This is a genomic window from Pseudomonas sp. RIT623, from assembly GCF_004519305.1.
Taxonomy (GTDB): Bacteria; Pseudomonadota; Gammaproteobacteria; order Pseudomonadales; family Pseudomonadaceae; genus Aquipseudomonas.
The window spans coordinates 86,004-101,594 of record NZ_SOZA01000005.1 but is presented as its reverse complement, the minus strand read 5'-3'; the positions used below and the strand labels follow the sequence as shown (position 1 = coordinate 101,594).

The 15,591-nt window shown below is 67.6% G+C and carries 1 protein-coding gene; it reads left to right on the top strand.

Annotated elements, in window-relative coordinates; genetic code table 11:
* The first annotated feature begins 171 nt into the window (after nucleotides 1-171).
* Nucleotides 172-15,459, top strand: a complete 15,288-nt coding sequence (locus E3U47_RS05620; RefSeq protein ID WP_256660227.1) for an autotransporter-associated beta strand repeat-containing protein — start codon at nucleotides 172-174, stop codon at nucleotides 15,457-15,459.
* Nucleotides 15,460-15,591 lie beyond the last annotated feature (132 nt).

Here is a 15,591-nt window from a genome sequence, read left to right as displayed (position 1 = left end):
TTTGACCGACCCTGACCCCCAGCCAGCCGGCTGCGAGCGGCTACACATTCCAGCAAAGGAAAATTTGTAGCCATGGTCAGGTGTTTCGCCGTTCGCGTGCCCAGATTCACTGCGACAAACGCTGTTCACGCATTCAGGGACTGAACCGCCTGATCCACGAAGGAGCTCTCCGTGGACAGAATTGTTGCCGCCCGTTTACCTGCTCGTCTCTCTCAATTGTCTCTGGCTGTCAGTCTGGCGGTGGGAGGGATGGCGCTGGGCCTGACCAGTGAACAGGCGCTGGCGGCTTGTTCCCTGGCCGGGTCCACCGTGACCTGCAACGGCGCTGCCAACCCGCTCGCACCGAGCTACTCCAACGCCGCCAGCGGGCTCACCGTGAACGTCAACAGCGGTGCATCCCTGGGCGTGCTGCTGGGCGTGGGCGGCACCGCGCTGTCGCTCACCGGCAACAACATCACGTTGAACAACTCCGGTACCGTCAACCCGTCGTTGCTGGGGATCCTGAGCATCCAGTCCACCGCGGCGCTGATCGGCAACACCAGCACCGCCAGTACCATCAACATCACCAACAATGCCACGGGCGTGATTCGCGGTACCGGCGCCGTCCTCGGCGCCAGCCTGTTGAACCTCACTGGCATGGCCCTGGACGTGCGTAACGCCGCCGGTGGCGTCACCACCATCAGCAACGCCGGTAGCATTGGCTCCGCGGCGCTGGCCAGCCTGACGATCCTCAGCGAGGACACCCCGGTCATCGCCGTGAGCGGGGGCGGGTCGGTGGACTTCACCAACACCGGCACCGTGCTCGGTCGCACAGCATTTCAGGCGTCGGCAGCCGGCAACACCTTCACCAACGCCGGGAGCCTGACCGGCAGCCTGTCCATGGGCGCCGGCAGCACCAACCGCTTCAACGCCATCACCGGCTCCAGCCTCAGCGCGGGTGCCGGTATCGGTGTATCGCTGCTGGTCACCAGTAACCCCAACCTGGCCTTCGCGCCTGCCGGCGTGGTCGACGGCGGTTCCGGCGGCACCAACACCCTGGCGTTGCAGAACGCCATCGGTGGCGGCAGCGGCACCAGCGGCAGCGGCACCATCAACGCCTCGAACTACATCAACTTCAACCGCCTGATCGTCGACAGCGGTACCTGGTCGTTGATCGGGCAATTGCTCAACGGCACCACCCAGACCACCCTCAACGGTGGCTTGCTCAATTTCGACAATGCCAGCGCCTTCGGTAGTGGTGGCATCACGGTGAACGGCGGTGGCCTCGCGGGCACGGTGGCAGGCCTGGGCCTTAACAATGCGCTGATCTTGAATGCCGGCCTGAACGTGGGCGGTGCCACCGACATGGCCCTCAACGGCGTGGTTTCGGGTGTCGGCGGCTTGACCAAGACCGGTGCGGGGCTGCTCACCCTTGGCGCCAGCAACACCTACAGTGGTGGTACCACCCTGGCCGCTGGCGGCCTCAACCTGACCAGTGCCACGGCACTCGGCAGCGGCGGGCTGACCGTCAGTGGCGCCGGCAGCCTGCAAGGCAGCGTGCCGCTGGTGTTGAACAACGCGGTGGCGCTGAACGCAGCCTTGACGCTGCCGGGCAGCAACGCACTGACCCTTGGCGGCGTGCTCAGCGGCACCGGCTCATTGGTCAAGAGCGGTACCGGCAGCCTGACACTCAATGGTCTCAATACTTTCAGTGGCGGCACCTCCCTGGGCGGCGGAACGCTTACCTTGGGCAGTGACACGGCGCTGGGCAGCGGCGCGCTGACAGTGACCGCCAGCAGCATCCTGGACAGTGCCTCGGCGCTCAACCTGGGCAACGCGATCGCCCTGAACGCAGGCACGCTCACCCTCGCTGGCAACAATGCCACCACCTTGGGTGGCATCATCAGCGGCACTGGCGCGCTGGCCAAGGCGGGCGCCGCCGACCTCACCCTCAACGGCGTCAATACCTACAGCGGCGGTACCAGTCTGGCGGGTGGCAAGCTTACCGTCGGCACCAGCAGTGCGCTGGGCACCGGCGCGCTGACCCTGGGGGGCAACGCCAGCCTCGATGCCAGCAGCGCGGTCAGCCTGGGCAACGCCGTCAGTCTTGGCGCCAACACCCTGAACCTGCTCGGCACCAGCGCCACCACCCTGGGTGGCGTGATCAGCGGTACCGGTACACTGGTCAAGAGCGGGGCAGGGGACCTGGCGCTGAACGGCAACAACACTTTCAGTGGCGGCCTGACCCTCAACGCCAGCAAGCTCACCGTGGGCAACAGCAACGCCCTGGGTACCGGTGCCCTTACCCTCGCCGGCAACGCCAGCCTGGACGCCAGCACGGCGGTGAGCCTGGGCAACGCCGTCAACCTCGGCGCCAATACCCTGAACCTGCTGGGCACCAGCAGCACCACGCTGGGCGGCGTGATCAGCGGTACCGGCGCGCTGGTCAAGAGCGGCAGCGCCGGGTTGACCCTGAACGGCAGCAACACCTTCAGCGGCGGCACGACCCTCAACAGCGGTGTCCTCACCGTGGGCAACAACAACGCCCTGGGCACCGGCGGCCTCACCTTGGGTGGCAACGCCAGCCTCGACGCGGGCGTGGCGGTGAACCTCGGCAACGCCATCGACCTGGCCGGCAACACCCTGACCTTGCCTGGCACCAGCGCAACCACCTTGGGCGGCGTGATCAGCGGCACCGGCGCGCTGGTCAAGAACGGCAGCAGCAACCTGACCCTGGGCGGCGCCAACACCTTCAGTGGTGGCCTCACCCTCAACGCCGGCACCCTGACCCTGGCCAGCGCCACGGCGCTGGGTACCGGCGCCCTGACCGTGGGCGGCGCATCGACGCTGGCCAACACCGCGGCGCTGACCCTGGGCAACGCGGTCAACCTGGGCGGCAACCTGACCCTGGCAGGCGCCAACAACCTCAACCTGGCCGGGACCCTCAGCGGCACCGGCGGCCTGGTCAAGAACGGCAGCGCCAGCCTGACCCTCAGCGGCAACAACACCCACAGTGGCGCCACCGCGCTCAACGCCGGCACCCTGGTGCTGGGCAGCAACACCGCGCTGGGCACCGGCGTGCTCAACGCCGCGGCCAACACCAGCCTGGACACCAGCGTCGCCGGGCTGAACATCGGCAACGGCCTGAACCTGGCCGGCAACCTCAACCTGCCGGGCAGCAACGACCTGACCTTGAGTGGCGTCATCGCCGGCAGTGGCGGCCTGACCAAGGCCGGCAACACCACGCTGACCCTGACCGGCGCCAATACCAATAGTGGTTCCACCTTCCTCAACGGTGGCACCCTGGTAGTCGGCAACAATACGGCGCTCGGTACCGGCATCCTCAACACCGCCGTGGGTACCCACCTGGACGCCAGCACCGCGGTCAGCCTGGCCAACGACGTCATCGCCGCCGGCCCCCTGACCATCGACGGCACTGCCAACCTCGGGCTGAGCGGCGTGATCAGCGGCATCGGTTCGCTGGTCAAGAACGGCAACGCCAGCCTGACCCTGAGTGGCAGCAACACCTTCACCAACGGCACCCAGCTCAATGCCGGTACCTTGATTCTCGGCAGCAACACCGCACTGGGCATCGGCGGCCTGACCTTGGGCGGCAACGCCAACCTGGACACCAGTACCGCCGTCTCGGCGACCAACAGCATCAGCCTGGGCGGCAACACCTTGACCGTGCTGGGCAGCAACGCCACCACCCTGACCGGGCAGATCAGCGGCACCGGTGCCCTGGTCAAGAGCGGCAGTGCCGGCCTGACGCTCAATGGCAACAACACCTTCAGCGGCGGCACCACCCTGAACGCCGGGCTGCTGACCCTGGGCAACAGCAATGCCCTGGGCACGGGCGGCCTGACCCTGGGCGGCAATGCCAGCCTCGACGGCAGCGGTACCCTGAACCTGGGTAACGCCATCAATCTTGCCGGCAACACCCTGACCCTGCCAGGCAGCAACACCACCACCTTGGGCGGGGTGATCAGCGGCACCGGCGCACTGGTCAAAAATGGCGCCACCAACCTGACCCTGAGCGGCGCCAATACCTTCAGCGGCGGCCTCACCCTCAATGCCGGTACCTTGACCCTGGCCAGCGCCGCCGCGTTGGGAGCCGGCGCGTTGACGGTCGGTGGCCCGGCGACCCTGGCCAACTCGACGGCGATGACCCTGAACAACGCCGTCAACCTCGGCGCCAACCTGACCTTGCCGACCACCAGCAACCTCACCCTGGCCGGCACCCTCAGCGGCACTGGCGGCCTGGTCAAGAACGGCAGCGCCACCCTGACCCTGAGCGGCAACAACACCTACAGCGGCGCCACCGCCCTCAACGCCGGCACCCTGGTGGTCGGCAGCAATACCGCACTGGGCAGCGGCGCGCTCAACGCCGCCAACAACACCACGCTGGATACCAGCGTGGCCGGGCTGAACCTTGGCAACGCGCTCAACCTGGCGGGCAACTTCATCCTGCCCGGCAGCAACGACTTGACCTTGAGCGGCGCCATCGCCGGTGCCGGCGGCATCACCAAGAATGGCGGCACCACCCTGACCCTGACCGGCAACAACAGCAACAGCGGCATCACCCGCCTGAACGCCGGCACCCTGGTGGTCGGCAGCAACACCGCGCTGGGTACCGGTACCCTCAACACCCTGGCCGGTACCCACCTGGATGCCAATACGGCGGTGAGCCTGGCCAACGATGTGAACATCGCCGGCCCGTTGACCATCGATGGCAGCGCCGACCTGGGCCTGAGCGGCGTGGTCAGCGGCATCGGTTCACTGGTCAAGAACGGCAACGCCAACCTGACCCTGAGCGGCAACAACCTCTACACCAACGGCACCCAGCTCAATGCCGGCACCCTGACCCTGGGCAGCAATACCGCGCTGGGCATCGGCGCCCTGACCGTGGGCGGCAACGCCAATCTCGACGCCAGCACCGCCGTTGCCGTGACCAACGGCATCAACCTCGGTGCCAATACCCTGACCGTGCTTGGCAGCAACGCCACCACCCTCGGCGGTCTCATCAGCGGCAGCGGTGCACTGGTCAAGAACGGCAGCGCCGTGCTGACCCTCAACGGCAACAACACCTACAGCGGCGGCACCACCCTCAATGCCGGCACCCTGGTCCTGGGCAACAACAACGCCATCGGCAGTGGCGCCCTGAGCGTGGGCGGCAATGCCAGCCTCGACTCCAGCGCCACCCTCAACCTCGGCAACGCCATCGCCCTTGGCAACGGCGCCACCCTGACCCTGCCAGGCAACAACACCACGACCTTGGGCGGCGTGATCAGCGGTGCCGGGGCCTTGACCAAGAACGGCAGCAGCAACCTGACCCTGAGCGGCGCCAACAGCTTCAGCGGTGGCCTGAACCTCAATGCCGGCACCCTGACCTTGGCCAACGCCGCCGCGCTGGGCACCGGCGCATTGAACGTCGGCGGCGCCTCGACGCTGGTCAACAGCGTGGCAATGACCCTGGGCAACGACGTCAACCTCGGCGCCAACCTGACCCTCGGCGGCAGCAACAACCTGACCCTGGGCGGCGTGCTCGGCGGTACCGGCGGGTTGATCAAGAACGGCGTGTCCGACCTGACGCTCAGCGGCAACAACACCTTCAGCGGCGCCATCGACCTGCTTGGCGGCAGCATCACCACGGTCGGCAACACGGCCCTGGGCAACACTTCGGCGGTCAGCGTCGGCGCCGGCACCAGCCTCAATCTCGGCGCCAGCGCCACCATCGGTGGCCTGAGCGGGGCCGGCACGGTGAACATCGCCGGCGGCGGTGCCCTGACCCTCGGTGGCAACAACCTCAACAGCGTGTTCAGCGGTGCCCTGGCCGGCAGTGGCGGGCTGATCAAGACCGGTACCGGCAGCTTCGAGCTGTCCGGCGTCAACGTGCTCGGCGGCAACACCACGGTCAATGCCGGCCTGCTCAACGTCACCGGTTCGCTGGCCAGCGCCAGCGTGCAGGTCAACAGCGGCGCCAGCCTCGGTGGCACCGGCAGCCTGCTCGGCGCAGTCGACATTGCCAATGGCGCGCACCTGCTGGCCAATAGCGGCGCGACCCTCAGCACCGGTGCGCTGACCCTGCACAGTGGCTCGATCCTCGATTTCGGCCTGGCATCGCCGGCCACCGGCGGCACCGCAGTGGTCAGCGTCAATGGCAACCTGACCCTGGACGGTACCCTCAACGTCACCGACCTCGGCGGCTTCGGCACCGGTATCTACCGGCTGTTCGACTACACCGGCGCGCTGGTCGACAACGGCCTGCTGGTCGGCAACGTGCCGGGCGTCATGTTGCCCGGCGATCTCCAGGTGCAGACCTCCATTGGCAGTCAGATCAACCTGCTGGTCGGCGGCGCCAGCGGCACCGTGCAGTTCTGGGATGGCGCGCAGAGCGTGCCCAATGGCGTGATCGACGGCGGTACCGGTACCTGGAATGCTGGCAACACCAACTGGACCGATGTCAACGGCGTGCTCAATGGCAGCTGGGCCAGCGACTTCGCGGTATTCCAGGGCACCGCGGGCGATGTCACCGTGGTCGGCACCCAGGCCGCCACCGGCCTGCAGTTCGTCACCAACGGCTATCGCCTGATCGGCGCCGGTGGCCTGGACCTGGTCAACGGCAGCAACGGCGCCTTCGCCTTGCGCGTCGACCCGGGCGTCACCGCGACCCTCAACGTTGGCCTCTCTGGCAGCGGCCAACTGGCCAAGCTCGACAGCGGCACGTTGGTGCTCAATGGCGCCAACAGCTATACCGGCGGCACCCTGTTCAATGGCGGCACGCTGGTGGTCGGCAACAACACCGCCTTCGGTACCGGCACGGTCAGCACCGCCAACGGTACTACCCTGGACAGCAATACCGCTGTCACCCTGGGCAACGCCTTCAGCCTCAGCGGTGCCCTGACCGTCGCCGGTTCCGCCGACCTGGGCCTGTCCGGCGTGGTATCGGGGACTGGCAGCCTGATCAAGAACGGCGGCGCCAACCTGACCCTGGGCAATGCCAATACCTACAGCGGCGGCACCAGCCTGGGGGCCGGTACCCTGACCCTGGGCAACGCCCAGGCCCTGGGCACTGGCGGCCTGACCGTCACTGGCGCCTCAAGCCTGGACTCCACCGGCAACCTGGCGCTTGGCAACACCATCGCCCTGAACGCCAACCTCACCCTGTCTGGGAGCAACGACCTCACCCTCAACGGTACGCTCAGCGGCACCGGTGGCCTGATCAAGGGCGGCGCGGGTACGCTCACCCTCAACGCCAGCAACAGCCAGCAGGGCATTACCAGCCTGAACGGCGGCACCCTTGTGGTCGGCAGCAACACGGCGCTGGGCACGGGTGCCCTGAACGCAGCCGGTGGCACCACCTTGAGCAGCAATGCCAACGTCACCCTGGCCAACCTGATCAACCTGGCCGGTAACCTGACCATCGCCGGGGCGCAGAACCTGACCCTGGGCGGCAACGTCACCGGCGTCGGCGGCCTGACCAAGACCGGCAGCGGCACCCTGACCCTGAACGGCAGCAATGGCAACCTGGGCAACACCAATCTCAATGCCGGCACCCTGGTGCTCGGCAGCGCCAGCGCCCTTGGCCTCGGCCAGCTCAACGCGGCTGCCGGCACCACGCTGGACAGCGCTTCGGCGATCACTATCGGCAACACCGTCAACCTGGCGGGCAACCTCACCATCGCCGGCAGCAACGACCTGGGCCTGGGCGGGCTGGTAACCGGGGCCGGCAGCCTGACCAAGAACGGTGCCGGCAACCTCACCCTCAGTGGCGCCAACACCTTGGTTGGCGGCGTGACCCTCAATGCCGGCACGCTCACCCTGGGCAACAACCAGGCGCTGGGTACCGGCAACCTTGTCGTCGGCGGCGCCAGCAACCTGGCCACCACGGGTGCCTTGACCCTGGCCAACCAGGTGGCGCTGAACGACACCCTTAGCCTGGCCGGCAACAACGACCTGACATTGAACGGCGTGATCAGTGGGACCGGCGGCCTGACCAAGACCGGTACCGGCAACCTCACCCTCGGCGCAGCCAACACCTATCAAGGCAGTACCACGCTTGGCGCTGGCACCCTGACGCTGGGCAACAACAGCGCGCTGGGCACGGGCAACCTGGCGGTGACTGGCAACAGTACCTTGGCCAGCTCCGGCGTGCTGCAAGTGACCAACGCCATCGGCCTCGGCGCCGGTACCTCTCTCGGCGTCAACAACACCCAGGCCCTGACCCTCGACGGTATCATCAGCGGTGCCGGCGCGCTGAACAAGCTGGGTGCCGGGCAACTGGTGCTCAATGGCAGCAACACCTACGCTGGCGGCACCTCGCTGCAGGCTGGCAGCCTGCTGCTGGGCAATGCCGGCGCCCTGGGCAGCGGCGTCCTGACCGTCAACGGCGCCGCCGGCCTCGACGCCAGCCAGGCGCTGGTACTGGCCAATGCCGTCAACCTCGCCAGTGGCAACCTGACCCTTGGCGGCAGCCAGGCGCTGACCCTCGGCGGCGTGGTCTCCGGCAACGGCGGCCTGGTCAAGAACGGCTCGGCCAGCCTGACCCTCAACGGCAACAACACCTACAGCGGCGGCACCACCCTCAATGGCGGCACCCTGGTGGTCGGCAGCAACACCGCGTTGGGTAGCGGCGACCTCAGCACTGGCGCCAACACCAGCCTCGATGCCAGCGGCGCGGGCGCTACCCTGGCCAACAACCTGCACCTGGGCGGCACCCTCAACCTGCCGGGCAGCACCGACCTGACCCTCACTGGCGTGGTGGATGGCGTCGGCGGCCTGAACAAGGCCGGTGCCAGCACCCTGACCCTCAACGGCGCCAACAGCTACCTGGGCGGCACCACCCTCGGTGCCGGCCGGCTGGTGGTCGGCAATGACAACGCGCTGGGGCAGGGTGCCCTGACCGTCGCCGGTGTCTCGACCCTCAGCAGCGGCGCCAGCAGCACCACGCTGGCCAATAACGTCACGCTCAACGCAGGCCTGAGCGTCGAGGGCAGCAACGACCTGACTCTCAACGGCGTGATCAACGGCACCGCAGGCCTGACCAAGAACGGCAGCGGCAACCTGACCCTCAATGGCAACAACGGCTACCAGGGCGGCACCCAGCTCAACGCCGGGCGCCTGACCCTGGGCAGCAGCGGTGCGCTGGGCACCGGCACCCTGGCGGTCACCGCCGACGCCACCCTGGCCAACAGCTCGGCCATGGCCCTGGGCAATACCCTCGCCCTGAGCAACGGCGCCAACCTGACTGTCGAAACCACCCATGCGCTGATCTTCAGCGGCGATCTCGGCGGCAGTGGCAACCTGGTCAAGACCGGTGTCGACGACCTTACCCTGGTCGGCGTCAAGACCTTCACCGGCAACGTCGATATTCAGGCGGGCTCCCTCACCACCCTCGGCAGCGGTGTGCTGGCCAACGTCGACACCCTCAACGTCGGCGCCAGCGGCCAGCTCAACCTCAATGGCAACGCCAGCCTCGGCAGCCTGACCGGCAGCGGCCTGGTCGATGTCGGCGTCGGCAGCGTCCTGAGCCTGGGCGGCAACAACCTCGGCAGCACCTTCGCCGGTGGCCTCAACGGCCTGGGCGGCCTGACCAAGGTCGGCAGCGGCACCCTGACCCTGACCGGCACCAGCAACCTGGGCGACAATACCCAGGTCAACGCCGGTACCTTGAAAGTCGACGGCACCTTGGGCAGCAACCTGCTCACCGTGGCCAGCGGGGCGACCCTCGCCGGCAGCGGCAGCGCCAATGCCGCGGTGGTGATCGACAACGGCGGTCACCTGGCCGGGCAGAGCGGCGCCACCCTGGGCCTCGGCAGCCTGGTGCTCAACAGCGGTTCGATCGTCGATGCCGGCCTTGGCGCGCCGTCCAGTGGCACCACCGCGCTGTTCAACGTCGCTGGCAACCTGACCCTCGACGGTACCCTCAACGTCAGTAACGTCGGCGGTTTTGGCAACGGCGTGTACCGGCTCTTCGACTACAGCGGCGGCCTTACCGACAACGGCCTAGACTTCGGCAGCCTGCCACTGGGTGTCGGCTTGGCTGACGTGGCCTTGCAGACCGCCCTGGCCAACCAGGTCAACCTGCTGGTCAGCGCCGCCGGGCTGAACATCCAGTTCTGGGACGGCAGCCAGAATGTGGCCAACGGCCAAGTCGATGGCGGTAGCGGCGTGTGGAACGCCGGCAACAGCAACTGGACCGACCTCAACGGCTTGGCCAACAGCACCTGGGCCAGCAACTTCGCGGTGTTCCAGGGCACCGCGGGCGATGTCACCGTCGACGGCAGCCAGAGCCTCGGCGGCATGCAGTTCGTCAGCAATGGCTATCGGCTGTTGGCCGGCACCGCTGGCGCGCTCAACCTGGTCAACGGCAGCAGCGGCGACACCAGCGTGCGGGTCGATCCGGGCGTGACCGCCACCCTCGATGTCGGCCTGACCGGCAGTGGCAAACTCAACAAGCTCGACAGCGGCACCCTGGTGCTCAACGGCATCAATACCTATGGCGGGGGCACCACGCTCAGTGGCGGTACGATCGTGGTAGGCAGCGACAGTGCCTTGGGCAGTGGCGTGCTTGCCGCCGCCGCCGGCACCAGCCTGGATGCCAACAAGGCGGTCGCCCTGGGCAACGCCATCACCCTGGCTGGCCCGCTGAGCATCGCCGGCAGCAATGACCTGGCCCTGGGCGGCGTCATCAGTGGTGCTGGCGGCTTGGTCAAGTCGGGCACTGCGCGGCTATCGCTGAGCGGCATCAACACCTACGCCGGCAACACGGCGCTCACTGGCGGTATCCTGGTGCTGGGCTCCAACACCGCCCTGGGCACCGGCATCCTGAACACCTCCTCTGGCACCGGCCTGGACAGCAGCCAGGCCGTGACCTTGGCCAACACCATCAACACCACCGGTGACTTGACGATCGTGGGCAGCAACGACCTGACCCTCGCCGGCACCGTCGGCGGTAGTGGTCGCCTGCTCAAGGCCGGGCTCGCCCGCTTCGCGCTGATGGGCGCCAACACCTACAGCGGCGGGACCGAGTTGCAGGCCGGGACGCTGGTACTGGGCAATAACGCCGCCCTCGGCACGGGTGGCCTGGATGTCACCGGCAACGCCAACCTCGATACCGCCAGTGCCGTGACCCTGGCCAACCCGGTCAATGTCGGCGGTGTGCTCAATGTGCTGGGCAGCAACGACCTGCACCTGGCCGGCGTGCTCAGCGGCGCCGGCACGCTGAACAAGAGCGGCCTGGCCGACCTGACCCTGTCGGGCAACAATACCTTCAGCGGTGTTCTCAACCTGCTGTCTGGCAGCCTCAGCACCCTCGGCACCACCGCCCTGGGTACCCAGAGCGAGCTGAATGTCAGCAGTGGCGCTATCCTCAACCTCGATGGCAACACCACCCTGGGCGATATCGGCGGTAGCGGGGCAATCGACATCGCGCCGGGCAACAGCCTCAATGTCGAAGGCGGCAACTTCGCCGGCAACATCGGTGGCACCGGTACCCTCAACAAGCTCGGCGTCGGTGTCCTGGCGCTCAGCGCGGTCAACAGCCACAGCGGTACTACCAACGTCCAGGCCGGTAGCCTGAAGGTCGATGGCAGCCTGGCCAGCAGCACGGTCAACGTTGCCAGCGGCGCCACCCTGGCCGGTGCCGGCAGCCTCGGCGGGACGGTGAACGTGGCCAACGGCGGCAACCTCAACGCAATCACCGGCAGCACCCTGAGTGCCGGCGACCTGACGCTCGGTAGCGGCGCCAACTTCAATGCCTCGCTGGGCACTGCTGGCACGGGCGGCGGGCCGCTGGTCAATGTGGCCAACAACCTGACCCTTGGCGGCACCCTGAACATCACCGATATCGGTGGGTTCGGTGCTGGCGTGTACAGCCTGTTCAACTACGGCGGCAGCCTGACCAACAACGGCATGGCGTTCGGCAGCACGCCCGTGCCGGTCACCGACCTGACCGTGCAGACCGCCATCGCCAACCAGGTCAACCTGGTGGTCGGCGGGGCCAGCAATGTGTTGTTCTGGGATGGCAGCCAGACCGTCGCCAACGGCCTGATCGAGGGCGGCAGCGGCACCTGGAACGCCACCAACAGCAACTGGACCGACGCCAATGGCGTGCTCAACAGCACCTGGAACGACACCTTCGCGGTGTTCCAGGGTGCTCCAGGCACTGTCACCGTGGACGGCAGCCACAGCATCGGCGGCCTGCAGTTCCTCACCGATGGCTATGTGCTCAACGCTGGCACGGCGGGTGAGTTGCTGGGCAATGGTGTCAGCAACCTGCGGGTCAACCCAGGCGTCACCGCCACCCTCAACGTCGCGCTCAATGGCACCGGCAGCCTGGCCAAGCAGGATGCCGGCACCCTGGTACTCAACGCCGCCAACGGTTACAGCGGCGGCACCGCGCTCAACGGCGGCACCCTGGTGCTGGGTAACGACAGCGCGCTGGGCAGTGGCGTGCTGACTGCCGCTGGCGGCACCACGCTGGACAACAATACCGCCGTGGCCCTGGCCAACGACGCCGTGCTCAATGGCGCCCTGGCCATCGGCGGCAGCAACGCCCTGACCCTCAACGGTGTGGTCAGTGGCAGCGGTGGGCTGATCAAGAACGGCGCCGGCCTGCTGACCCTGAATGGCGCCAACACCTACGCCGGCGGCACCCAGATCAACGCAGGCAGCGTGGTCGGCAATACCACCAGCCTGCAAGGCGCGATCCTCAACAACGCGGCGCTGACCTTCGAGCAGAACGCCAACGGCAGCTACACCGGCAACCTTACCGGTACTGGCACCCTGACCAAGAACGGCACCGGCGAACTGCTGCTGACCGGCATCAATGGCCTGACCGGCGCGGTCCAGGTCAACGCCGGCAGCCTGCTGGTCAACGGCCGCCTCGACAGTGCCAGCGTGCAGGTCGCCACTGGCGCCCGCCTGGGCGGCAGCGGTACCTACGGCGGCGCGGTGCAGATCGCCAATGGCGCCACCCTGGCCGCTGGCCAGGGCGCCACGCCGCTCACCGTGGGCAGCCTCGACCTGGCCTCAGGCAGTGCCCTGGACTTCAACCTCGGCGCCCCGGCTGCGTCCACTACCGTGGTCAAGGTCAACGGCAACCTGGTGCTCGACGGTACCCTGAACATCACCGATGCCGGCGGCTTCGGCACCGGCGTGTACCAGCTGTTCAACTATGCTGGCGCGCTGACCGACAATGGCCTGGTGTTCGGCGCCATTCCGGGCAGCGTGGTGCTGGGTGACCTGACCTTGCAGACGGCCATCGCCAACCAGATCAACCTGGTAGTGCAGAACTATGGCGAGGATTTGCAGTTCTGGAACGGCGGCAAGACCAACCCTGATGGCAGCATCGGCGGTGGCAGCGGTACCTGGGGTTCGAACACCGGCTGGACCAACGCCAGCGGTACCAGCAACGAAGGCTGGAGTGGCGGCTACGCGGTATTCGGCGGTACCCCGGGTACCGTCACCGTGGTCGGCAACCAGTCGTTCGAGGGCTTGCAGTTCCTCAGCGACGGCTACCAGGTGGTGCCCGGTGCCGGCGGCAGCCTGACCCCGGTCAACGACGCGGATGGCAGCCTGGCGTCGGTACGGGTCAACGCCGGCGCCACTGCCACCGTCAGCGCGCCTCTGGTGGGCAGCGGCGGCATCGAGAAGCTCGACGCCGGCACGCTGATCCTGGCCGGTGCCAACACCTACAGCGGTGGCACCACCGTCAGTGGCGGTACCCTGGTCGGCAACACCACCAGCCTGCAGGGCAACATCCTCAACAATGCCAACCTGGTCTTCGCCCAAGGCAGCAATGGCACCTTCAATGGCACCCTCAGCGGCACCGGCACCACCACCAAGCAGGGGGGCGGCACCTTGCTGCTGACCGGCAACCAGCCATTGAGCGGCGCCTTCAACGTCAACCAGGGCGTGCTGCAAGTCGGCGATGCCGGCAACCCGGGCAGCAACCTCGGCGCCCAGGTCACCGTGGCCAATGGCGCTGCGTTGACTGGCAACGGCACCGTCGCCGGGTTGACCAACAACGGCACCGTGCTGCCGGGGCCGGCTGGCAACCTGAACGTCTCGGGCAACTTCACCAATGGCGCCAGCGGTACCCTGGTCATCGACCTGGGCACCGCGCCGGTGAACTACCTGAACGTGGGTGGCACCGCCAACCTCGGCGGTAGCCTGATGGTGGCCAACCTCGCCAGCGGCAATGGCCAGTACACCGTGGTCAACGCCGCGGGCGGGGTGAATGGCACCTTCGCCACCACCAACCTGGCCAACTCGGCGTTCATCAACAGCGCGCTGGCCTACGGCGCCAACCAGGTGACCTTGTCGGTCAGCCGCAACGGCACCTCGTTCGCCGAGGTCGCCGCCACCGGCAACCAGCGTGGCGTGGCCAATGCCCTGAGCAGTGCCGGGGCACCGGCAGCGTTGGTCAACAACCTGCTGCCGCTCGACCGTCAGGGCGCCCAGGCCGCGTTCGACAGCCTGTCCGGCGAGATCCACGCCAGCACCGCGACCGTGCTGATCGAGGACTCGCGCTACATCCGCGACGCGGTCAGCGACCGCCTGCGCCAGGCCGATTGCAGCAACCAGGACGACCCGCGTCGGACCCTGGCGCCGACCGCCAACCAGCAACTGACCAGCGAAGGTTGCCAGGGCCAGGCAGTGGGTTGGATCCGTGCCATCGGCGGCTGGGGCACCTACGACGGCAGCAGCAGCCATGCCAGTGTCGACCGCGACCTGTCGGGCTTCATGCTCGGTGCCGACCGTGCCCTGGATGACCAGTGGAAGGTCGGCGCCGCCGCCGGCTACACCCGCTCGAGCATCGATGCGCACCGTCGCCATTCGGACGCCACGGTGGACAGCTACCACCTGACCACCTACCTCGGCTACCAGCTGGACGCCTTCGCCGCGCGCCTGGGCGTGGCTTACAGCTGGCACGATATCGACAGCAAGCGCGATGTCCAGGTGGGCAGCTACAGCGATCGCCTGAAAGCCAAGTACAAGGCGCGCAGCGCCCAGGTGTTCGGCGAGGTGGGCTATGCCATCGACGCCGCTGGCATCGCCCTGGAGCCGTTCGCCGGGCTGGCCTACGTCAACTACGACAGCGACACCGCCCATGAGAAAGGCGGGGCCGGGCGCCTGCAGGGCAAGGTCAAGCAGGACGTGACCTTCTCCACGCTTGGCGTGCGCGCCGGCAAGCGCATCACCCTCGACAACGGCAGCCAGATCACCCCACGGGTATCGCTGGGCTGGCGCCATGCCTTCGGCGACGACAAGCCCGATGCCGACCTGCGCTTCATCGGTGGTGGCGCCGGGTTCAGCACCGAGGGCGTGCCGATCGCCAAGGACGCCGCGGTTGTGGAGGCAGGGGTGGACCTGTCGGTTGGCGCGAGTGGCAAGCTGGGGGTCGGGTACTCCGGGCAGTTGTCTAGCGAGAACCGCGACCATGGGGTGGTGGTGAGCTTCAGCATGGGGTTCTGAGGTAGATCGCCGGGGCTGCCTTGCAGCCCTTTCGCGACACAAGGCCGCTCCTACAAGGGATCGCGTTTCCCTGTAGGAGCGGCCTTGTGTCGCGAAAGGGGCGCAAAGCGCCCCGAGGGATGCCAGACCGGC